This window comes from Pseudactinotalea sp. HY158 (assembly GCF_009660225.1).
Classification (GTDB): domain Bacteria; phylum Actinomycetota; class Actinomycetes; order Actinomycetales; family Beutenbergiaceae; genus HY158.
Genome location: NZ_CP045920.1, coordinates 326,028 through 348,271, shown reverse-complemented (window position 1 = coordinate 348,271; position 22,244 = coordinate 326,028). Strand labels below are relative to the sequence as shown.

Annotated in this window: 17 protein-coding genes, 1 tRNA gene and 1 riboswitch; of the genes, 7 read left to right on the top strand and 11 right to left on the bottom strand. The window is 73.2% G+C overall.

Going from position 1 to position 22,244, the window contains the following annotated elements; translation table 11 throughout:
• The first annotated feature begins 28 nt into the window (after positions 1-28).
• Genes GCE65_RS01505 through GCE65_RS01495 form a run of 3 tightly spaced genes read left to right on the top strand, consistent with a single transcriptional unit; the run spans position 29 to position 1,783 of the window.
• On the top strand, positions 29-670 hold the full coding sequence (locus tag GCE65_RS01505; protein ID WP_152817796.1) for a LytR C-terminal domain-containing protein: 642 nt from the start codon (positions 29-31) through the stop codon (positions 668-670).
• Complete coding sequence (locus tag GCE65_RS01500; protein WP_153877130.1) at positions 667-1,047, top strand: DUF4190 domain-containing protein; 381 nt, start codon at positions 667-669, stop codon at positions 1,045-1,047. Before GCE65_RS01505 ends, GCE65_RS01500 begins: the two co-directional genes overlap by 4 nt.
• Positions 1,048-1,054: 7 nt before the next feature.
• Positions 1,055-1,783 (top strand): glutamine amidotransferase, encoded by a 729-nt coding sequence (locus tag GCE65_RS01495; protein ID WP_153877129.1) that lies wholly within the window; start codon positions 1,055-1,057, stop codon positions 1,781-1,783.
• Positions 1,784-1,834: 51 nt separating this feature from the next.
• Here GCE65_RS01495 and GCE65_RS01490 read toward each other — a convergent pair whose 3' ends face one another.
• The 6 genes from GCE65_RS01490 to GCE65_RS01465 all read right to left on the bottom strand — a co-directional run bounded on the left by GCE65_RS01490 (position 1,835) and on the right by GCE65_RS01465 (position 11,240).
• Entirely contained in the window at positions 1,835-3,436 is a 1,602-nt protein-coding gene (locus GCE65_RS01490; protein WP_153877128.1) for a transporter, read from the bottom strand.
• Complete coding sequence (locus GCE65_RS01485; RefSeq protein WP_153877127.1) at positions 3,412-4,248, bottom strand: ABC transporter ATP-binding protein; 837 nt, start codon at positions 4,246-4,248, stop codon at positions 3,412-3,414. The genes GCE65_RS01490 and GCE65_RS01485 overlap by 25 nt, the downstream gene beginning before the upstream one ends.
• 92 nt (positions 4,249-4,340) lie before the next feature.
• Positions 4,341-6,302, bottom strand: a complete 1,962-nt coding sequence (locus GCE65_RS01480; RefSeq protein ID WP_153877126.1) for a DUF2264 domain-containing protein — start codon at positions 6,300-6,302, stop codon at positions 4,341-4,343.
• A 69-nt stretch (positions 6,303-6,371) separates the two neighbouring features.
• The gene (locus GCE65_RS01475) at positions 6,372-6,896 is read right to left on the bottom strand and encodes a ferritin (protein WP_152817802.1); all 525 of its coding nucleotides are present in this window, start codon (positions 6,894-6,896) and stop codon (positions 6,372-6,374) included.
• A 222-nt stretch (positions 6,897-7,118) separates the two neighbouring features.
• Entirely contained in the window at positions 7,119-10,973 is a 3,855-nt protein-coding gene (locus GCE65_RS01470; protein WP_153877125.1) for a GH92 family glycosyl hydrolase, read from the bottom strand.
• 182 nt (positions 10,974-11,155) lie between these two features.
• Positions 11,156-11,240 (bottom strand) — tRNA-Ser (locus GCE65_RS01465).
• 90 nt (positions 11,241-11,330) lie between these two features.
• On the opposite strand from GCE65_RS01465, the gene GCE65_RS01460 reads away from it, so the two are divergent.
• Positions 11,331-12,155, top strand: coding sequence for a Sir2 family NAD-dependent protein deacetylase (locus GCE65_RS01460; protein WP_153879117.1), 825 nt, complete (start codon positions 11,331-11,333; stop codon positions 12,153-12,155).
• Between the two features lie 20 nt (positions 12,156-12,175).
• Here the strand turns inward: GCE65_RS01460 and tadA are convergent, their stop codons facing one another.
• A complete protein-coding gene (gene tadA / locus GCE65_RS01455) occupies positions 12,176-12,649 on the bottom strand; it encodes a tRNA adenosine(34) deaminase TadA (RefSeq protein WP_152817803.1) in 474 nt (157 codons plus the stop codon).
• A gap of 53 nt (positions 12,650-12,702) precedes the next feature.
• Between tadA and upp the strand changes: the two genes are divergently transcribed.
• Positions 12,703-13,341 carry a uracil phosphoribosyltransferase gene (gene upp, locus GCE65_RS01450; RefSeq protein ID WP_153877124.1) on the top strand — a complete coding sequence of 213 codons (639 nt, stop codon included), beginning with the start codon at positions 12,703-12,705 and terminating at the stop codon, positions 13,339-13,341.
• 59 nt (positions 13,342-13,400) lie between these two features.
• Here the strand turns inward: upp and GCE65_RS01445 are convergent, their stop codons facing one another.
• Positions 13,401-14,114, bottom strand: a complete 714-nt coding sequence (locus GCE65_RS01445; RefSeq protein WP_152817806.1) for an SDR family NAD(P)-dependent oxidoreductase — start codon at positions 14,112-14,114, stop codon at positions 13,401-13,403.
• A 40-nt stretch (positions 14,115-14,154) separates the two neighbouring features.
• Positions 14,155-15,393: an O-succinylhomoserine sulfhydrylase gene (locus tag GCE65_RS01440; RefSeq protein WP_152817807.1), complete on the bottom strand. Its 1,239-nt coding sequence runs from the start codon at positions 15,391-15,393 to the stop codon at positions 14,155-14,157.
• Between the two features lie 4 nt (positions 15,394-15,397).
• Positions 15,398-15,497: riboswitch (SAM riboswitch) on the bottom strand.
• A 120-nt stretch (positions 15,498-15,617) separates the two neighbouring features.
• Between GCE65_RS01440 and GCE65_RS01435 the strand changes: the two genes are divergently transcribed.
• Together GCE65_RS01435 and GCE65_RS01430 are read left to right on the top strand one after the other, a co-directional pair.
• On the top strand, positions 15,618-16,631 hold the full coding sequence (locus GCE65_RS01435; protein ID WP_153877123.1) for an alpha/beta hydrolase: 1,014 nt from the start codon (positions 15,618-15,620) through the stop codon (positions 16,629-16,631).
• Between the two features lie 33 nt (positions 16,632-16,664).
• Complete coding sequence (locus GCE65_RS01430; protein ID WP_152817809.1) at positions 16,665-16,985, top strand: Lsr2 family protein; 321 nt, start codon at positions 16,665-16,667, stop codon at positions 16,983-16,985.
• Here the strand turns inward: GCE65_RS01430 and recD are convergent.
• Positions 16,908-18,800, bottom strand: a complete 1,893-nt coding sequence (gene recD / locus GCE65_RS01425; protein ID WP_153877122.1) for an exodeoxyribonuclease V subunit alpha — start codon at positions 18,798-18,800, stop codon at positions 16,908-16,910. The genes GCE65_RS01430 and recD overlap by 78 nt on opposite strands.
• Positions 18,797-22,243 carry a UvrD-helicase domain-containing protein gene (locus GCE65_RS01420; RefSeq protein ID WP_153877121.1) on the bottom strand — a complete coding sequence of 1,149 codons (3,447 nt, stop codon included), beginning with the start codon at positions 22,241-22,243 and terminating at the stop codon, positions 18,797-18,799. Before GCE65_RS01420 ends, recD begins: the two co-directional genes overlap by 4 nt.
• Position 22,244: the final 1 nt, after the last annotated feature.

The window sequence follows — 22,244 nt, the reverse complement described above, 5'->3', positions numbered from 1 at the left end:
TCGCCCCGATATCGGCTAGGTTTGCCCCGTGACGCCACCGCCCGCCAAGCCCGCCGCACGCGCTCGCGCGCTTCGCCGCAAGCACCTGCAGCAGCGCCAGACCGTCATCTTCGGCACGATCATCGCCGCGCTGCTGGCCATCGGGCTCCTCGCGGGGGCCATGTGGGCCGAGATCATCCCCAACCCCGTCTCCGTGCCGATCCACGATCCGTCGCCGACCGCCCCGACCGCGTTGCCGATGCCGTGCCCACCGCCCGAGACTCCCCCGCCGGCCTACGCCGACATCACGGTCGACGTGTACAACTCGACCACGACCGCGGGCCTCGGCGCCCAGACCGGCAAGTCCCTCACCGGCGTGGGGCTCACCGTCGAGGAGATCGGCAACGCGCCCGACCTCTACTACGGGTCCGCGCTCATCACGGTCGGACCGTCCGGGATTCCCGCGGCGTATGCGCTCGCCGCGCTCATCCCCGAGGCCCAGGTCAAGGTGGTCGACCGGGAGAGTGCCGTCGCGGACATCACGATCGGCGCCGCCTATCAGGGCCTGGCCAAGCCGGAGGACATCACGCTCGACCCCGACCTGCCGATCCCGGCGCCCGACGGGTGCAGCGCCGTGGCGGTCGGGCAGCTCCCGCCCGACGCCCCGGCCGAGGGCTCGGAGGAGTCGTGACCGCCCCGGCCGCGGCGGGTCGCGATCCGAACGCGTACGGACGGCGCGGCGTGTGGCAGCCGGTCGACCCCCGCACGTATCAATCGCCGTGGACGGCGCCCGCGGCCGATCCGCGGCAGGTGTTCGCCGGCCCGGGCTATACCGGTCCGAAGGTCCGGGTCGGCCCCGTGGCCATGACGGCCTTCGTGTTCGGCCTGCTCTCCTTCCCGATCGCGCCGCTTGCGATCGTGGCGATCGTGTGCGGGATCGTGGCCCTCGGCGCCACCCGGCACGGGGCCCCCGGCCGCGGATACGCGCGCGGCGGCCTGGTCCTGGGGGTGGCGGCCGCCGGGGTCTGGCTCACCTTCTTCGCGATGATCGCAGCCCTCGCCCTGTGAGGCACGCATGAAGCCCTTCCTGCTCATCACCACCCGCCCGGAGCGGGAGTTGGCCGCGGCCGAGCTCGCCTCCTTCCACCGGCACGGCCGGCTGGCGCCGGGGCAGATCGTGCAGGTGCTGCCCCACTACGACCCGCTCCCCGACTGGGACCTGTCCGACTATTCCGGGGTCATGCTCGGCGGCAGCCCCTACGACTTCAGCGAGCCGCACAAGGATGCGACCCAGCGCGCCATCGAGGCCCGGCTCAGCAGCCTGATCGACCTGGTCCTGGCCACCGGCGTGCCCTTCTTCGGCGCGTGCTACGGCATCGGCACGCTCGGGGTGCACCAGGGCGGGGTCATCGGTCGCGAGTACGGGGAGGCGGCCCAGGCCGTGGAGATCACCCTGACGGAGGCGGGCAGGGCCGATCCGCTGCTGGCCGAGCTGCCCGAGCGCTTTCCCGCGTTCGTCGGCCACAAGGAGGCGCTCACCGTGGCGCCGCCCACGGCCACGATCCTCGCCTCCTCCGCGGGCTGCCCGGTGCAGATGTTCCGGATCGGCGAGCACGCCTACGCCACCCAGTTCCACCCCGAGCTCGACCTGGCGGCCTTCGCCCAGCGCATCCGCCGCTACGACGGGCACGGCTACTTCCCACCCGGCGGTGCGGAGGACCTCATCGCCGAGGTCTCCCGGGTCGACGTCTCCCCGGTGCATCGGATCCTCGCGGCGTTCACGCGCCGCTACGCCCGCACCTGATCGTCCCCGGCCGTCCCGGGCCGCCGTCCCCGGCCGGCACGGCCGATCCGATCAGTGGCCCGCCCAGCCCCGGATCACCTGCAGATGGCGCGCGCCGCGGGCATCGAGGAACCGGCCACCGAGGCGCACCCCGGCGGCGAGGGTCCCGATCCCGCCGCCGATTCCGAGCGCAAGCGTGACCCACCCCCAGCCGGGCGCGACGAAGAAGCCGAGGAGCGTGGTCACGATGACCGGCAGGGAGAGGGCCAGCGTCGCGATTCCCGTGACCGTCTGGGCGAGCAGCGTGAGCCCGACCGAACCCATCCCGTTCGTGGAGAACGGGCTCGCCCCCGGGGGCTGGGCGGGGTAGACGAGCAATCCGGAGGCGCACATCGACACCGCCAGCCCCGCGAGGAGGATGCCGAGCGTCGCACCGAGCACGGCGGGGAGGGACTCCCACCGGCCCGTGAGCGCGCAGGCGGTGACGGTCAGCGCGATTCCGGCCGGCACGAGCCAGGCCAGCGCCGCGATCGCCCGCCCCATCCGGTCGTGCACGCCGGAGATCCCGGCCGAGACGTGCATCCACAGGGCCGTGGAGTCGTGGGCGGTGTCGTCGTGCACACTCCAGGCGGCGAACAGCGCGAAGAGGATCGGGGCCATGACCGCCACGTCACCCGCCTGGCCGACTTCGGCGAGGAACACGATCATGACGGGGATGAACATGCTCCCCACCGCGATGCTCACGTAGCGCGGGTCCGAGCGCCAGTAGCGCAGGCACCGGGCCGCCACCGCCGCGGCGGGCGGCGGCAGGCGGAACGCGTCACTCAACCGTTCCGGGAGGGTGTAGCCGCCGGTCATGGAGCGCCGCCGGTGGGCCGCGGCCTCGGCCCGGGCGACCATGGCCGGACCGAGCAGCCGCCGCCACGCCCACAGCAGCAGCCCGGCCCAGGCGAGGGCCACGACCAGGTGGGCGAGCGCCGTCCCCACGCTGCCGGTGGCGATCGCGCCGGCCACGGCCCAGGCGGCACCGAACGGGCTCCACGCGAGGATCCCCGCGGCCGGTTCGAGCGCCCGGACGGCACCGCCCCAGTCGAGGCGGTCACCGAGCGTCGGCACGAGCACCACGGTGAAGAACACGACGAGCGAGATCACCGCCAAGGCGTCGCGGCCACGCCGGCTGCGCAGCCAGGTCGCGGCCGCGGTCGTGGTCACCCGCGCGAGCAGCAGGCAGGTGGCCAGGCCGATCGCGCCGGACACGAGCCAGGCGACCGCGGTGAGGATGCTCGTGCTCCACAGAATGGTCACGACGAGCGAGCCGAGGCCGATGAAGATCGCCGGCAGCGAGATCGCGCCGGCGAGCGCGAGCCCGACCGCGAGGCGGGTGCTCGCCGTGGTGAACAGGGCGAAGCGGGCCGGGTCGAGGGAGTCGTCGACGCCGAACGCGAGGAGCGGCACGATCGCCGAACCGGCGGTGAGCACGATCCCGCCGGCCAGCACGCCGAGGGCCTTCGCCTCCGGGGCGGCATCGCGCAGGAGGAACGCCGCGACGGCCAGCAGGGCCACGACCCCGAGACCGTACGCGACCCCGAGGAGGGTGAGCACGAGTCGCCACGTCTCCCGCTTGAGGGAGTTGACGAGCATCCGGGCCCTCAGCTGGAGGAGGGTCGCAACCATTCGAGCCCTCCCTGCTGCGCGGGCCCGCCCACGAGTTGCACGAACCGGGTCTCCAGGTCGCCGCCGGCGCGGACCTCATCGAGCGTTCCGGCCGCGACGAGCTGCCCCTGGGCGATCACGGCGACGTGGCTGCACATGCGCTGCACGAGGTCCATCACGTGGCTGGAGAGCACGACCGTGCCGCCGCCGGCCACGAAGTCCTCGAGCAGGGCGCGGATCGCCGCGGCTGAGACCGGGTCGACCGACTCGAAGGGCTCGTCCAGCACGACGACCCGTGGGGCGTGCACGAGCGCGCACCCGAGTGCGGCCTTCTTGCGCATCCCGGCCGAGTAGTCGGCCACGAGGACGCTCGCGGACTCGGTCAGGTCGAGCACCTCCAGGAGCTGCTCGGTGCGCTCACGGGCGACGTCGCCCGCCATCCCGCGCAGCAGGCCCGCATAGGTGATGAGTTCACGTCCGGTGAGCCGGTCGAACAGTCGCATGCCGTCGGGGAGCACCCCGAGCATGGCCTTGGCGCGCTCCGGCTCGGCCCACAGGTCGACGCCGTGGACGTACGCGGCGCCGTAGTCGGGCTGGAGGAGCCCGGTGGCCATCGACAGCGAGGTGGTCTTGCCGGCGCCGTTCGGGCCGACGATCCCGTAGCAGGCCCCGGCGGGGATCGCGAGGGTGAGGCCGTAGACCGCGACCTTCGGCCCGAAGGCCTTGGCGAGCCCGGCCAGGTGGAGGGCCGGGGGCGGGCCGGGTGGGAACGGTAGCCCACCGGGGTACGGCGGGCGCGCCGGCTCGGAGCCGGGAGGAGGGAGCGTAGTCATCGCTCCCCACGCTAGCCGCACCACCGTCCGGGCAGGATCGGCCACCCCGCGGGTGGGCAGATGTCCCCACCCGCGGCAGCACCCCGGGACGGTCAGCGGGCGGCTCCGGTGGGGCCGGTGGGGCCGGTGAACTCGGCGAGGTCGAGGGTGGTGGTGGCGCCGTCGGGCCACGCGATGCGCGCCTCGGCGTCGCCGAGGTCGAGGCGGGGGTCCGCGGCCAGTGACGCCCGGGTGAGCGCGAGGGCGAGGGCGTACCAGCCGGGCCGGGCCGGCGCGCCGAGCACGCCGACGGCGGCATGGGCGCCGAGCGGAGAGGCCTCGTCGGGGTGTTCGGTTCGTTGCTCCGTGAAGCCGCTCAGGGTGAGGAGCCGGGCCCGCAGGCCCGCGCTCGTCTCGAGGTCGATCCGTCCGGACCCCTCGGCCACGGTCACGCCGGCATCGTCGGCCAGCGGCCACCCGCCGGCCTCGATCGTCGTCTCCGCCGCAGCCTCGTGCAGGTGGATGAGCCGCACCTCCCACGCTCCGCGCAGCACCGAGATCACCGTCGTGGTGCCGGCCCGGCTCGCCGGTCCCTGGACCCCGCCGTTGCTGCCGCGGAACTGGTCGGCGGGCGCCTCCATCCAGTGGTCCCGCGCACGGGAGGCCGCCAGGGCGACGCATCCGCCCGGGCCGGCGGCGTCGTCCGCGATCTCGCGGCGCAGGAGCCGCATGCCGCAGCGGTGGCTGCGCGCCCCCGCCCCATCGACGATCGCGACGGCCTGGTCGAGCGGGGCGATCCGCGCCTCGGGGTGGCCCAGCGGGGCGGTCGCGGTCGAATAGCCGAGTCGGGCGTAGAGCGGGTCGTCCCCCTCCGCCAGGCCCTCGGCGGCGTAGTCGGTGCCGTGATTCGCGATGCGCACGATGCCGTCGGCGCCCGTCGCGGAGACGGCCCACCCGGGCGCGACGATCGCGCGCACCGTGTCGCCGTCCTCGTGCGGAAGCGGCTCGGCCGGGCTCGACCAGAGCGCGTGATCGGCGGGGAGCAGGAGCCCGGCCAGGCCCTTGCTCGCCCAGTACGGCGAGCCCGGGCCGGAGTACCACTGCGCCATCGGCCGCCACTGCCGATACCACCCGAGGTCGAGCAGGCCGCGCGCATTCGGTACGCCGTGGGCGCGGAAGTGGTTGACGATTCCGAAGGCCGCGCGCCGGAGCCGGCCGAGCGAGACGGACTCTGCGCCGGCGATCGCGCCCGCCCAGAACGGGGCGGCGGCACCGAACCGGTACACGAGGCTGCGCCCCTGCACGAGCGGGGAGCCGTCGGCGCCGACGAGCCCGACCGCGTCGGTCAGGTACTCCTCCAGCCGAGAGCGGTCGCGCGCGCGTCGGGACGGCGCCAGGTCGCCCGCCCCGGCCATGCGCGCCCAGAGCGCGGGGTACAGGTGCATCGCCCACCCGGCGTAGTGGTCGTAGGCGCGCATCTCGCCGTCGCGGTACCAGCCGCCGGCCTCGTAGTAGGAGTCGTGGCGGGCGAGGTCGGCCTCGATGTCGGCAAGGTCGTGCGGTCCGCCGACGCCGCGCAGGAACGTCTCGGTGACGACCCGGAACCACAGCCAGTTGTTCCGCGGGAAGCCGTCGTCGCCGACGACCTCCCCGAGATAGTCCACGAGCCGCTCCCGGGTCACCGCGTCGAGCGCGTCCCAGATCCACGGGCGGGTCAGGTCGAGCACGAGGGCGATCGAGGCCGCCTCGACCTTCGCCTGCGGCGCCTCGCTCGGACGGGGCCAGCGGTCGGCCGCCGAGGGGTCGACCCCGGCCGCGAGCCCGCGGGCGTACCACTCGGCGAACCCGTGCGGATCCGCGCCGGACTCGCCCGCGAGCCGGAAGCCCGCGAGCAGGAAGGTGCGCGCGAAGCCCTCGAGGCCGTCGACCCACGTGCCGGACCCGCCCGGGCGGCCCGGCAGCGTGATGAGCCCGTGCCCGTCGGAGGCGTGCGGCCGCACCGCGGTGAGGAGGCCGTCGGCGTAGCCCGCCAGATCGGCCCGGGTGGCAAGGAGCGGTGCGGCGGCGGTACCCATGCCGTGGAGGCTACCGGTCCGCGCGCGCCGACTCGCCGATCCCGACCACCGGCGGACGATGCGCGACGCTCAGAGGGGCTCGGTGTTCTCGGTGCTCTCGCTCGGGCGCCGACCGAGTTGCTCGTCGATCTTGAGCAGCCCGGCGCCGTCGTCGCCGGCGAGCTCGATGCGGCTGATGATCTCGCGCACCGTGGACTCCTCCTCGATCTGCTCGGAGAAGAACCAGTTGAGGATCGGTCGGGAGTCCAGATCGCCCGCGTCCTCCGCCGAGAGCGCGAGCTTGCGGATCGCCGCCGAGACCTTCTCCTCGTGCGCGAGCGCGGCCTGGAAGATCTCGAGCATGGAGGCCCCGCGCACGTCGGGCGGCTGGGCGATGTCGCCGATCCGGGGGTAGTTCCCGCGGTCGTCGAGGTGATCGATGAACTTGTTCGCGTGCACGATCTCCTCGTCCGCCTGGTGGCGGAGCCAGGCGGATGCACCGCTCAGGTCCATCTCGGACACCCGGATCGCGAGCTGGCGGTACACCATCGATGCCTCGAACTCCAGCGTGATCTGCGCGTTGAACAGTGTTTCCAACTCCGCTGACATCTTCATCGCCTCAGCCTAGTCCTCCGCCCCGGATGCGCACAGGCCTCCGGCACCGCTGCCCTCGCCGCACAGGCCGGATGCGCCACTGCGCGTGCCGGGCGGCCCTGGACGGCCCTGGATGGCCCGGTGAGCGTACGGGTGCGGTCGCGGTGAGGTCACGACCGCACCCGTGCCCAGGGTGCGCACCGGGTGGTCGGAGCGGCGGGGCGGTTCGGGCCCCGAGGCTCGCTACGCCCGCCGGCGCCGCCCGATCAGCACCGCGCCGCAGCACGCGAGCAGCACGGCGATCGCAGTCGCGATGCCGATCGGCGCGCCGGTGCTGGGGAGCGTCTCGGCGGGAACGTCGCCATCCGTCGGCGCGGGATCACCGGTCGGCACTCCCGTGGGCTCACCGGTCGGTTCGCCCGTCGGCTCGCCGGTCGGCTCGCCGGTCGGTTCGTCGGTCGGTTCGCCGGTCGGTTCGCCGGTCGGTTCGTCGGTCGGTTCGTCGGTGGGCTCCTCCGTCGGTTCGTCGGTCGGCTCGTCGGTGGGCTCCTCCGTCGGTTCGTCCGTGGGCTCGTCCGTCGGTTCGTCGGTCGGCTCCTCGGCGTCGCTGAACTCGTGGGTCCACGTGCTCGTGGCCCCGTCCGCGAGCACGTACCCGTCCAGGGCCCGGGCGGTCACCGTGACGGCGCCCGATGCCGGATGCGTGCCGGGGGTGAGCACCTCGCCGTCGACGAGGTAGGCCACGCCCTCGGTGTCGGGGACGGTCATCGTGTCCTCGCCACTGCCCGGTTCGTCGGTGAAGACCACGTCGGCGGGGGTCACCTCGATGAGCTCCACCACCGGCCGCCCATCGTGCGCGAGCGCGAAGATGTGCAACCGATCCGCGTCCGGAAGGGTGATCGAGGTGAGTTCCGACTCCGTGGGAAGGTCGATCGGGGCGGTGGCCCAGAGACCGCAGGAGACGGTGTCGGTGCCGTCGCCGGCGCCCCGGTAGGCGGTCCGCACGGCGAGCGTGTTGTCGCCGGCGGGCTCACCCGAGCACCAGTCGGTCAGCAGCAGGTCGACCGTCCGGGTGCTGCCGTCGTCGAAGCCGAGGACCGCCGAGCCCTGCTGATCCCCGTGCGCACCGGCGCCCACGAACGAGAGCCGGGAGGCGCCCTCGAGGATGCCTGCGACGTCGAGCGTCTGGCCCGTCGCGGCGATGTTGTCGGGCTCCCCGGCGGCCGCGAGCCCGAGGGCGTACGACAGCCCGGTGCCCGGGAGCTCGTGTGTCGCGCCCTGGACGATGCCGGCGTCCGCGAGGGCCTGGCGGGAGTAGTACCAGCCCGAACCGTCGAAGTCCGCGTTCGCCTCGCCGTCGTCACCGATGCCCACGTGGTTGAAGTAGGGCTCCAACCCCGTCGGGGCCACGACGTCGATCCGTACCTCACCGGTCGCGACCAGGCCGCGACCGTCGGTCACCGTGACCGCGACGGGATACCGGCCCGGGGCCGCGTCGGCGGGAACCGTGATGGGCACCGTGACCTCGCTGGTCATGGGCAGGTGATTCGAGACCGCGGACCAGGCCACGGGCTCCGCCGGACCGGTGAGCGCCTCGTCGAGTTCGACCTCGACCGTGCCCTCGATCGTGCCCGCTCCGGTGGCGACCACCGAGACGGTCAGGTCGATCGTCGTCTCCTCGTTCTGAGCGACGGCGCTGCTCGCGGGTGAGACCCCCGCGGTGAGGTGATCGCCCACCGGGGCCGCCTCATCGACGGCGGGCGGCGGGTTGGTCACCGCCCAGTCGGACGGCTCGGAGCCGACCGTGAAGTCGATCGTGGCGCCGGCGCGGATGTCCTCGCCCGTGATGTAGGCGCGGTCCAAGGTCGAGCCGGACAGGTCGACGTCCTGGATGTAGCGATTCGCCGGATCGGTGCCATCGGCCGTGATCCGCAGGTCCCCGCCCGGGTAGTACGTCTCGTCCAGATCGATGCTCACCTCCTCGAACACCGGCGAGGTGAGCCCCCAGTAGTCGGTTCCGGGCATGATCGGGAAGAGCCCCATGGCCGAGAGCACGTGCCAGGACGACATCGTGCCCATGTCGTCGTTCCCGGTGACGCCGTTGGGCGCGTCGGTGTAGAGGGTGAGCGCGGCGTGCACGACATCGGTCGTCTTCCACGGCTGGCCGCTCCACAGGTAGATGTAGGGGGCGTGGAAGTTGGGCTCGTTCTGCGGGTTGTACTTGTCCTGGTTGTAGTAGTCGTACGGCCCGTTGACCCACACGTCGCGGGCGGTCGTCGCCGGATCCTCGAGCACCTGGTCGTACGCGAAGAAGCCGTCGAGACGCTCGTTGGTCGCCGCCGCCCCTCCGAGCAGGTCGATCAGGCCCGGCACGTCCTGCTGCACGAGCCAGGTGTACTGGGAGGCGGTGCCCTCGTGGAACCCGGGCGACTTCGCCGGGTCGGGGTCGCCGATGAACATCCCGTCGGTGCCGCGGGCCCGGAAGGAGCCGGTGCGCGGATCGAAGATGTTGCGGTAGTTCTGGCCGCGCGCGGCATACCGCGCGGCGTCGGCGTCGTGACCGAGGTCGGTCGCCATCGTCGCGAGCATCGCATCCGCGAGGGCGTATTCGAGCGAGGCGGAGCCGCCGTGGTGCAGGTCGAAGTCGCCGGGCTTCTTCGCCGCGGTCGGGTCGTGCGGGACGTACCCGTGCTCGAGGTAGAACTCGTTCGCGGCGCGGCCGTTGAAGGGCGAGTCCGCGGGCGGAACGTTGTCGGCGTTGTTCACCAGCGCCGCGTAGGCCTCCTCCTCGTGCCCGGCGAGCAGGCCCTGGTGGAAGGCGCTCACGAGGAACGGGGTGACCGGGTCGCCCGTCATGATGTTCGTCTCGACGGTCGCGTAGCCCCATCGCGGCAGCCAGCCGCCCTGCTCGGCCACGCGAAGGATCGACAGCGCCATGTCGGCGGACTCCTCGGGCTCGAGGAGCGCGAGCAGCTGCTGCTGGGTGCGGTAGGTGTCCCACAGCGACCAGGTCTGGTAGTAGGTGAAGGCCTCGGCGGTGTGGATCTGCTGATCCCAGCCGGTGTAGCGGCCGTCGACGTCCGAGCCCGTGTTGGGCGACATGAGGGCCCGGTAGAGCGAGGAGTAGAACGTGCGCTGGTCCTCGTCGGAGCCGCCGCGGATCGCGACCTGCGAGAGTCGTTCGTTCCACGTCTCGAAGGCGGCCGCGCGGGTCTCGTCGAAGGTCGGCCCGCCCTCCGCGGCGAGGTTGGCTCGGGCGCCGTCCATGTCGACCCAGGAGATGGCGGTCGTCACCTCGACCGTGTCGTCCGCGCTCGTGTCGAAGGTGAAGAACGCCCCGTTCCTGCCCTCGGTCACGGACTCCGTGCTCCCGTCGCTGAACGAGTCGCCCGCCCACGTGCCGCTCGCCTGGGCGGGGCGGTCGAAGGAGGTCACGGTGTAGAGGGTGTACGGCTCGGTGTCCTGGCAGAACCCCTGACCCACGATGGTCGCCTCGATGGTGGAGTCGTCGACGATCCTCACCTCGGAGGAGAGGACCTGGTGGAGCGCCTGGCCCGCGTTGACGAGCACATGGCCCTCGTCGCCGTCGTAGGTGTAGCGCTGCGTGCCGGTGCGAACCGTCGCCGTCACCTCCGCGGTGACGTCGTAGTCGTCGAGGCGCACGCTGTAATAGCCGGGCTCGGCCGACTCGGAGTCGTGGCTGAAGGACGAGGCGTAGTCCCGATTGTCCGTCGAGTCCAGCGCGCCCGTGGTGCCGAGGATCGGCAGATCACCTCCGAGTCCGCAGCCCACCCCCTGCGGGTGGGTGAGCGAGAAGCCGCGGATCTCGCTCTGGTCCCAGTTGTATCCGACGTAGTGACCCGTGTCGGGGGAGAGCTGCACCATCCCATGGGGCAGGGACGCTCCCGGGAACGTGTTCCCGTCGTCCTTGCTCCCGATGAACGTGTTGACGAGCGAGGCGGGATCGGCCACGTAGTCCCCGGCCGCGGGATCCGCGGCCGGCGCGGCGCTCGCCGCGCCGATCGGGACGGCCACCATGGCGGCGGCGATCAGCCCGGCCCAGACTCCACGCGGACCGGCAGTGGTTCGGCGTCTCATGCGTTCTCTTCTCTCCTCGGCGGCTCTGCCTGCTCGTCGTTCACACCATCGAATCGACAACGTTGTCAGGAACACTAGCACTGCTCACCGCCTCGTCCCGCGCACCACGCCCGAGACTCCCCTCCGGACGACGAAGGCCTCGGTGCCGTCGATCTCTCGACGGCACCGAGGCCCTTCGCCGGCGGTAGCGGTGGGATTTGAACCCACGGTGGCTTGCACCACACGGCATTTCGAGTGCCGCACCTTCGGCCGCTCGGACACGCTACCTTCGCCTTCCGGCCGGGACAGCGTACCGAGACCTGGCCCGTGGAACCAAACCGGGCGGAGTGGCCTCCGCCACGCCCGGCACCGACCTACATTGATTCAGTGACCTCCTCGACCGCCGTCATCGACCTGCTCCGCGGCACCCCCTTCACGGTGCTCACGGGTGCCGGGCTCTCGACGGACTCCGGGATCCCGGACTACCGCGGGCCGTCCGCGCGCCCGCGAACCCCCATGACCTATCAACAGTTCGTCTCCGACGAGGCGTTCCGGCGGCACTACTGGGCGCGCAACCACGTGGGCTACCGGCACATGCGGTCCGTCGAACCGAACGAGGGCCATCGCGTGCTCGCCCGGCTCGAGGCCCGCGGCCTGGCGACCGGGGTCATCACGCAGAACGTCGACCTGCTGCACGAGCGGGCCGGGTCGAACCGCGTGATCGACCTGCACGGCCGGTCCGACACGGTCATCTGCCTCGACTGCGGCACCCGCATCTCCCGCGCGCACATGCAGGTGCGCCTCGACCTCGCCAACCCGGGCTTCGACGTCGCCGTGTCCGATGTCGAGATCGCCCCCGACGCCGACGCCGTGCTCACCCAGACCGAGGACTTCGTGGTGCCGCCGTGCGCGGTGTGCGGCGGCATGCTCAAGCCCGACGTCGTCTACTTCGGCGAGAACGTGCCCAAGCAGCGGGTGGCGGACGCGTATGCGCTCGTCGACCGGGGCGGCGCGTTCCTGGCGCTCGGCACGTCGCTGGCGGTGATGAGCGGCCTGCGGTTCGTGCGCCACGCCGTCCGGCACGGGATTGCGGTGGCCATCGTCAACCGGGGTGAGACCCGGGGCGACGAGCTCGCCACGGTCAAGCTCGAGGCCGGCACGACGCCCACCCTGCTCGAACTCGAGGCCGCCCTGGCCGGCTGAGCCGCCGGCCCCGGCGCGCCTCAGGCGCCGGCGCTGCTGCGCGAGCGGCGCCGGGCGGCGAAGAACTCCCGCAGCATCGCCCCGGTCTCCTCCCCCCGCACCCCGCCGGTCACGGCCACCCGGTGGTTGAGCAGCCCGTCGCCGGTCACGTCCCGCATCGATCCGGCCGCGCCCGTCTTCGGATCCCATGCGCCGAAGACCACCCGGTCGAGCCGGGCGAGCACCATCGCCCCGGCGCACATCGTGCACGGCTCGAGGGTGACCACGAGCGTGCACCCGCCCAGGTGCCACCGGCCGCGCCGCATCCCGGCCGCCCGCAGCGCGAGCAGTTCGGCGTGCGCCGTCGGGTCGCCGTCGAGCTCGCGCCGGTTGTGCCCGGTGGCGATCACCTGCCCGGCCTCGTCGAGCACGACCGCGCCGATCGGCACGTCTCCCCCGGCGGCGGCGAGTCGCGCCTGGGAGATGGCCAGAACCATGGCCGCGTCGTCGTCCATACGCCCAGTGTGCCGCCTCTCGCCCCGGAGCGAGTCCACGATAGGTTGAGCACATGCGCCTGCACGTCGCCGACCACCCGCTCATCGCCCACAAGCTCTCCGTGCTCCGGGACGAGACCACCCCCTCGCCCGTGTTCCGCAACCTCACCGACGAGCTCGTGACCCTGCTCGCCTACGAGGCCACCCGCGGAATCCGCACCGAGACGATCGACGTGCGCACCCCCGTGACCATGACCACCGGCACGAAGCTCGCCGAGCCGCGCCCGATCGTCGTGCCGATCCTGCGCGCCGGCCTCGGGATGCTCGACGGCATGACCCGCCTCCTGCCCACGGCCGAGGTCGGCTTCCTCGGGCTGCAGCGCGACGAGGACACGCTCGAGGCGATCACCTACGCCAACCGGCTCCCCGACGATCTCGCGGGCCGGCAGTGCTTCGTGCTCGACCCGATGCTCGCCACCGGCGGAACGCTCGCCGCCGCGATCGCCTACCTGCTCGAGCGCGGCGCCCGCGACGTCACGTGCGTCACCCTGCTGTGCGCGCCCGAGGGGCTGGCCGCGCTCGAGTCCGCCGTGACCGCCGACGCCGACGTCACGATCGTCACCGCCTCGGTCGACGAGGGTCTCGACGAGAACGCGTACATCGTGCCGGGCCTGGGGGACGCGGGCGACCGGCTGTACGGCATCGTCGATTAGGGACGGCGCAGCTCGCCTCGGGCCTGCACGCCCGCCTCGGGCGGGCGGCTTGCCCGGGCTCAGCCGCGCGCGGGCGGGCGGATCGAGAGGTAGTCGATCTCGCCCGGCTGGGTGAGCACGTGGACGATCGCGGCGGCCACGTCGCTCGCGGAGAGGTAGCTCGCGGCGTCGTAGGTCTCCCCGAGACCGGCGACGAGCTCGTGCTGCATGTCGGTGTCGACCCGGCCGGGCGCGACGGTGGAGACGATGATCCCATGCGGGCGGAACTCGTGCCGCAATGACTCGGCCAGGCCGTTGAGCGCGAATTTCGTGGCCACGTAGATCGGGGTGTTCGGCCCGTTGGCGCGCTTGCCCGAACCGGAGTTGAGCATGACCACCCGCCCGCGGGCCGCCTTGAGCGCGGGCAGGAGTTCGCGGGTGAGCGAGGCGACGGCGGTGACGTTCACGTCGAAGGCCAGCCGGAACTCCTCGGTGGTGGTCCGGGGCAGTTGGCCGGTGTGAACGATCCCGGCGGCGTGCACGAGGGCGTCGACGCGGTCGAGGCCGAGGCCCGCCACGGCCGCCACGAGCGCCCGGTCGTCGGCCAGGTCGACCGCCGCGTGGCGCACCGTGACGCCGCTCGTGGCCAGGTATGCGGCGGACTCGGCGAGCCGGGCCTCGTCGCGGGAGAGCAGCACGAGGTCGTACCCGGCATGCGCGAGTCGCTCACCCGTGGCCCGGCCGATGCCGCGGCTGCCTCCGGTGATGACGGCCGTGGGTCGCTCGCTCGACATGGCCCCACCGTAGCCGCAGCGACCCCCGTTCGGGGCGGCCTCAGTCCTGCAGGCCGGCGGCGGTGAGCGCCTGGTCCAGGTCGGCGATCAGGTCGGCCGGCGCCTCGAGTCCGACCGAGAATCGGATCGTCGTCGCCCCGATGCCGTTCGCGGCGCGGACCTCGGGCCCGAGCTTGCGGTGGGTCGTCGTACTCGGGTGGGTGACGATCGACTTGACGTCGCCGAGGTTGTTGGAGATGTCGATCACCTGCAGTGCGTCCATGAAGGCGAAGGTGCGTTCCGTGGCCACGGCGGGGTCGTCGTCGTCGATACCCAGGTCGAAGGTGACGACCGTGCCCCCGCCGCTCATGAGCCGGCGCGCGAGGTCGTGCTGTGGATGGGAGGGCAGGAACGGGTAGTGCACGGCCCGCACCCCCGGCCGGCCCTCGAGCCACTCGGCGAGTTCGAGCGCCGCATCGGCCATCGCGCGCACGCGCAGCGGCAGCGTCTCCAGCCCCTTGAGGAGCACCCAGCCGTTGAACGCGCTCAGGGTCGGGCCGGTCGTGTGGATGAAGTCCTCGACCGGGCCGTTGATGAAGTCCGCGGTGCCGAGGATCGCGCCGCCGATGACCCGGCCCTGCCCGTCGATGTGCTTGGTGGTGGAGTAGACCACGACGTCGGCGCCGAGCTCGAGGGGGCGCTGCAGGATCGGCGTGGCCATGACGTTGTCGACCACGACCGTCGCCCCGGCCGCGTGGGCGAGTTCCGCCACGGCCGGCAGGTCGACGATCGTGTTCATCGGATTCGAGGGGGTCTCGAGGATGACGACGTCCGCCGGCTCGGCGAGTGCGGTCCGCCATTCGTCGAGGTCGGCGCCGGTGACGTAGTCGGTGCGCACGCCCCAGTCCGCGAAGAGTCCCTCGAGCATCGCGAAGGTGGTGCCGAAGAGCTCCTGGGCGGCGACCACGCGGGATCCGGGCCGCAGGAGCGCGTTGAGGCAGGCGTGGATCGCGCTCATCCCGCTCGCGGTGGCGGTGCACGCGCCGGCCCCCTCGATGAGGCGCAGCCGTTCCTCGAAGGCGGCGACCGTGGGGTTCGCATCGCGGGAGTAGATATAGCGCGGCAGGTCACCGGCGAAGGCCGCGGCCGCGTCGGCCGCACGGTCGTACACGAAGCCCTGGGTCAGGAAGATGGGCTCGGACATCTCGGCGAATCCGGTGCGCTCGAGGCCGCCCCGGGCGGCGTAGGTGGCCGGGTCGAGCCCGCCTGGCAGGGAACATCGGGGGCGTGGTTCGCTCATCTCTCCTCCATCGGTCCTGGCGGTAGCACCTTCGCGCACTCGGGTCGGTGGCGCGGTTGCTGCAGCGTCGACGAGCCAGATCTCTCGGCTGCTCTGGATGGTTCTCCGAAGCGTACGGACTCCCGCGCCCGCGCCCGCCACCCGGCGGCGGCATTCCGCCATCTGAGACGCGGGCAATGGGGGCGAATGCCCGGGCGAGCGCGGTGCGCGTGCCAGGATGAGGCATGGCAGCTGTGCAGGAGGCCCGGCCGGACGTCCTGGGCGAGGACTGGGCGAGGCGCACGATCCGGCTCGCGCCCGACGGCGCCGACGAGCCGCCGGTCGCCACCCTCGTGCACCGGGCCGAACACCGGGCGGGCGACCGGGCCGGTCGGCCGCGGGCATCGTGCGCGGTGCTGTACGTGCACGGGTTCGTCGACTACTTCTTCCAGGTTCATCACGCCCGCACGTGGGAGCGGGCGGGCTATGACTTCTTCGCGCTCGACCTGCGTGACTACGGCCGCTCGATCCGGCCCGGGCGGCGACCGAATTGGATCACCGACCTGGGCGCCTACGACGAGGAGCTCGACGCCGCGCTCGGGTGGATCCGGAGCGCCGGCTACGCCCACGTGCTCCTCGCGGGGCATTCCACCGGTGGCCTCGTCGCGAGCCTGTACGCCCACGATCATCCCCGCGGGGTCGACGGCCTGGTCCTCAACAGCCCGTGGCTCGACCTGAACGAGCCGTGGCCGGTTCGGCACGTGGCCAGTCCGCTCATCTGTGCGATCGCCCCGGTCGCACCGCTCCTGCCGCTGCGCCCGCTCGGCCGGGCCTATGGGGAATCACTCCATATCTCGACCGGCGGCGAATGGGATTACAACCTGAATTGGAAACCCCTCGAGGGTTTCGGGGTGGCGGCCGGCTGGTTCCGGGCGATCCGGCGCGGGCACGCCCGAATCCGGCGGGGTCTGTCGATCGACGTGCCGGTGCTCGTGGCCACCTCGGGTGCGCGGGGCAGCAACACCGATCCGACCCCGGCCGACCTCGACGGCACCGACACCGTGCTCTCGCCGCCGCAGATGTGGCGGCGCGCCCGCGGGCTGGGACGGGACGTGACCGTCGTTCGGATCGCGGGCGGCCGGCACGATCTGACCCTGTCGAGACCCCGCGCCCGGAACAGGTTCGATCGGCAACTCACGGGCTGGCTCGCCGGTCGATTCGCGATCGCGCACGGTCGCCCGCCATTCGTGCCAGAATAGGGCCTCCCCGTCTCAGCGTTATCGGAGCTCTTCTTGGCGACCGTAGAATCCATCACCCTGATCGACGATATCGACGGCAGTGCCGCCGAGCGTACGGTCCACTTCGCCCTCGACGGCATGGAATACGCCATCGATCTCTCGCGCGCGAATCGCAATGCGCTCGTGCGGGACCTGGCACGGTTCATCACGGTCGCCAGGCGCGTGGACGGAGCGGGCCCGCAGCTGCGGGTGGCCGAGACCGACGCCGACCCGCGCGCCGTGCGTGAATGGGCCCGCTCACACGGCATCGCCGTCCCGGAGGGTAGGCGGCTGCCGCGCAGCGTGATCGACCAGTTCGTGGCCGCGGGCAACTGACCCCGCCGACCGTGCCAGCCGCTGCGCCAGCCCGGACGCCCGGCTCGTGTGGTGGGTGATGGCCCGCACGAGCACCTCCTGCTCGCCGACGATCGCGACCGAGCGGCGCGCCCGGGTGAGGGCGGTGTAGAGCAGTTCCCGGGTGAGGATCGCCGAGTCGATCGCGGGTAGGAGCACGCTCACGTCCTGGAACTGCGAACCCTGGGAGCGGTGCACGGTCATGGCGTGGGCGGTGACGACGTCGTTGAGCCGGGCGAGGGCGACGAGCCGCCCCTGCGGGTGGCTGCCGTCGGCGATGACGGCCGCGAGCCCGCCCGCGCCGGTGTCGACCACCACGCCGATGTCGCCGTTGTACAGCCGCAGGCCGTAGTCGTTCGAGGTGACGAGCAGCGGCTGGCCGGGGTACCAGCGCCCGAGCCGGTGCCCGAGCGAGGCCGCGAGCCATTCCTCGAGCCGTCGGTTCCAATGGGCCGCGCCGGTCGGCCCGTCCCGGTGGGCGCATAGCATCCGGTGCTCCTCGAGCACCGTGAGCGCCCCGGCCCGGTCCCCCGCGGCGGCGAGCTCGTGCAGTCGCAGGGCCGCGGGCGTGACGATGCCCTCCAGGTCGTCGATTCCGATGAACCGCCGGCTCGGGTTCCCGCTCGTGAGGGCGGCGAGCGCCGCGTCAGAATCCCCGTCCCGCACGGCCCCCGCGAGGGCGCCGATCCCCTCTCCGAAGCGCCGGTTGCGGGTCAGTTCCGCCACGGGCGCCCCGGGCCGGCTCCGCAGGCCCGCGACGAGGTCGCCCAGCACCGCACCCGCCTCGACCGAGGCCAGCTGGTCGGCATCGCCCACGAGCACGAGCCGTGCCCCCGGCCGCAGCGCCTCGAGGATGCGGGCCATCATCGTGAGGGAGACCATCGAGGTCTCGTCCAGGACGACCATGTCGACCGGGAGCCGGTTCCCGCGATGGTGCCGGAACCGTGTGCCCTGATCGGGGATGGTCCCGAGCAGCCGGTGGATCGTGGTGGCGGGCAGGGCCGCGATCCGGTCGGCGTGCCGGGTCGGGAAGGTGGGATCGGCGGCCGCGGCGCGGATCGCCTCGGCCATCCGCGCGGCCGCCTTCCCGGTCGGCGCCGCGAGGGCGATCCGGGCGTACGGGTCCTGGTCGAGGAGGCTGCCCAGGAGCCGCGCGACGGTCGTGGTCTTGCCGGTGCCGGGACCGCCGGTGATGACGCTCGTGAGGGAGCGGGCCGCCACCTCCGCCGCCGCGCGCTGGTCGGCGAAGCCCTCGCCCGGGAAGTACTCGGCGAGGGAGGCCGCGAGCGCCGCCTCGTCGACCGGCACGCTCCTCGCCCCGCGGGTCTCCAGGTGCGTGAGCACCGCGGTCTCCTCCTGCCAGTAGCGGTCGAGGTAGAGGCGGTCGCCGTCGAGCCGCAGGGGGTGCACGCCGGCCTCACCCGACCCGCCGATCAGGGCGGAGCCGGCCAATTCCGCGACCCACCCGTCCTCGTGCACACGGGGCCAGTCTTCCGGCGGCACCGCGGGCCACAGCTGCGTGCGCTCGTCGTCGGGTCCCACCGGCACCCCACCGAGGTCGAGGCACACCGATCCGCCCCGCACGGCCCGCACGGTCAGTGCCACCGCGAGCGCGTGGGTCTCCCGCTCCTCCCCGGTCAGCCGGGTCAGTCCGCGGGCGATGTGGACGTCGGCGGCGGTGATCTCGCCCGTCTCGTTCAAGGCGGCGAGCAGCCCGCTCAGGCCTCGGACCCGTGCCGGGTCCCACTCCCCCAGCCGGTCGACGCCGGTCGCCTCGAGTGCAAGCGCGCTGCTCATGCGGCTCCTCCGTCCAGCACGTTCGACAGGTCGGTCACGAGCCCGGCGGGCGGCGCCCACGAGAACACCCCGGCCGGATGCCCGGACGTGATCGGGGTGGCCGGGCCGGCCATGCCCCGCACGTACAGGTAGAGGACACCGCCGAGGTGCTCCGCGGGATCGTAGCCCGGCAGCCGCCACCGCAGGTACCGGTGCAGTGCGACCGAGTACAGCAGGGCCTGCAGCGGGTAGGACGAACCGCGCATCGCCGCGTCGAGCTGGGCGGGGCCGTAGTGCGCGCTCGTGAGCGGCTCGTCGAGCGGGCCGAGCCAGTTGGTCTTGTAGTCGGCCACGAAGAACCGCCCGCCGCGCCGGAACACGACGTCGATCGAGCCGGTGAGATAACCGCGCAGGGACGTCGCCCGGTAGCCAGGTCCGTCGAGTTCGCCGGCGTAGGCGGCCAGCGGGTCCTCGGCGCCGAGGTGGCGGCGCAGCGCCGGCGCGAGGTCGCCCAGCGTCACGGGGCCGGCCGCCCCCGCGGTGTCACCGGTGCGCGCGCGTGCCCGGTCGCCGCCGTCGAGGGGGAGCTCGAAGTCGAGCTCGTGGAGCCGCTCCGACCGGGGCACATCGGCGAGCGTGGCCGCCGGATCCACGAGCGGGCCGAGCGGCGTGCGCACGACCGCCTCGAGAGCCGTGACGAGCACCTCCCGGTCGACCTGCTCGGGCCAGTACGTGAGCTGTTCGCCCACGAGTTCGCCGATCCGGCCGCGCAGATCGTCGCCGGCGGCGACCGGATCGAGGTGTTCGAGCACCCCGTGCACGAGCGACCCGAAGCGGGCACCACGGGGCAGGGACGCCATGGGCGAGGGGAGGACGTCGCCCGGTCCGGCCGGATCCGCGACCGCTGTGCCGTCCATGCCGTCGGGGCCGTCGGGGCCGTGGCCGCCGGTTCCCGGCTCGATCTGGATCTCCTGCTCGTCGGCGCGCAGGTCGTACCCCGGTTCACCGCCCGGCTCCGACCAGTCGCGGTCCTCGGCGGCGGCGCTCAGTGCCGTGTAGGAGGTGCGTCGCCATTGCAGGTCGATCCGGCGGTTCCACGAGCGGGCGCCGGTGAGTGCCTGCTCGCTCGGGGTTCCCGGTCTCGGCAGGTCCGCGATCCGGGCCTCCTCGAGGTGCACCTGGGCGCCCCAGCGCTCGGCGGCCTCGGCGAGCGGGTCGGCGGGCAGCGGCGCGGTCGCCGCGATCGGGCCGTCGCCGCTCCCCCGGGCGAAGAGGAGCCGGTGCAGGGGCGAGGCCGGGGTGCGTTCGAGCGAGGGCATCCACCAGGCCACGAGGTGTGAGCGGGCGCGGGTGGCGGCCACATAGAGCAGCCGGAGCGCCTGCCCGGCGTCCTCGGCCCGGGCGAGGTCGCGGTGCTCCGGGCTCGGGGTGCCGCCGACGTCGAGGCAGCGCCGGCCGGTCGCGTCGTGGAAGAGGAGGAGGTCGTTCTCCGCCCCGAACGTCTCCGCGAGCGTGGGCAGGTAGACGAACGGGAACTCCAGGCCCTTGGAACCGTGGACGGTGAGGATGTGCACCGCACTGTCGTCGGTGTCGAGGCGGCGCAGGTCCTCCCCCTCCGGGGCCGCCATGCGCTCGCGCAGCCAGTGCACGAGCGCGATCACCCCGGCCTCGGGCACCCGGCGGGTGCGATCGTGCAGCAGTTCGGCCAGGTGCCGCAGGTCGGTCAGGAGCCGCTGCCCTCCGCTGCGGCGCAGCACCCGGTCGCTCACCCCGCCGCGACCCCATCCCTGGGCGGTCTCGAACACGGCGGCGACGCCGTGGCGTCGGAGGAGGTCGCCCCAGTCCCGCAGCCGTTCGGCGACCTCGTCGGTCAGGTCCTCGCCCCGCCGGTCGAGCTCGGCGGCCGTGTGGCCGAAGAAGGGGGTGAGGGCCACGGCCCGGACCCGCCGCGAACTCGAGGGCAGCTCGATCGACTCGAGGAGGGTGAGCCAGTCGCGGGCGGCGGCGGTGGCGAAGACGGAGCCGGCGGAGGCGATGACCGAATGCACCCCGCCGGCCGCGAGCGCCTCCTGCACCCGCTCGGCCTGGAAGTTCGTGGTGCACAGCACCGCGACGTCGCCGGCGCGCACGGGCCGCTCGATCTCCCGGTCCCGATCCGGATCACGCTCCCGCACCTGGGCGGAGGAGGTGAGCAGCCGCGCGATGTCCGCGGTGAGGTCCTGGTAGATCCGGGCGCGCAGCCCGGAGAGGTAGACTCCGCGCCGGGCGCTGCCGGGCAGGCCGCTCGGGTCGACTATACGCAGCCGCACGGGCGCGGGCGCGGGCACGCCCGAGGTGCGCCCACCCGTGCGGCCGGCGTCGACGGGGGTGACCCGGATCCGGGGATCGCCCAGCTCGGCGCCCCCGAAGAGGCCCTGGAGGGCCTCGTGCAGGTGCTGGTCGCCGCGGTGGTTCCGGGAGAGGGTGAGGCGGCGGTCGGCGTGACCGGCGGCCTCGAGGTAGGTGGCCACGTCGCCGCCGCGGAAGGCGTAGATCGCCTGCTTCGGGTCGCCGATGAGGATCATGTCGGAGGAGCCGTGGAACGCCTCGCGCAGGATGTGCCACTGCAGCGGGTCGGTGTCCTGGAACTCGTCGACGAGCACGACCTTCCACCGGTCCGAGAGCCTCGCCCGCGCCGCGGGTGAGGCGAGCGATCGGGCGGCGTGGGCGAGCATGTCGTCGTAGGTGAGCACGCCCGTACGTTCCTTGCGGCGGGCGAGTTCGGTTCGCACGTGCTCGGCGAACCGCACCCGTTGCCCCGCGGCGGAGCGCGGGTCGCAATCCTGCGGCTCGAGGTGGGCGATGGGGTCCCTCACCACGGCTCGGGCGATCTCCTGGGCCTCGGAGAGGGTGAGCTGGGGTGGATGCGGGAAGTGCGCGTAGGCCGAGACGTACAGGTCGCTGACGGTCTCGGCCAGCAGGTCGTCGACCGATTCGACCGCCGTGAGTCCCGCGGTGGCGTCGCCGGCGACGCCGAGGCCGTCGCGCACGACGAGGGAGAACTGGTGGATCGTGGCGATCGTGGCCGCGTCGATCTCCGACAGGGCGTGACGCAGCCGCCGGTGCCGGAGGCGGAGCTCGGCTCCGGGGAGTCCCGGACCGGCCAGGAGGTGGTCGACCTCGTCCCACGGCCCCTCCGCGCCGGGCGCACTGGCCGCCGCGCCCGCGTCACCCGCCGTGCCGGCGACCGCGGCGGCGAGGAGCCGTTCGGTGCGCACGAGCCGCTCGCGCACCCGGGAGCGGAGTTCCTGGCTGGCCGCGCGGCCGAAGGTGACCACGAGCAGGTCGGCGAGCCGGTGGGTCCCCTCCGTCACGAACCGGGCGACGAGGGCGGCGATCGTCCAGGTCTTCCCAGTCCCCGCGCTCGCCTCGAGCACGGTAGTCCCGCGCGGGATCGGGGCGGTGATCTCGAATCGCTCAGGCATG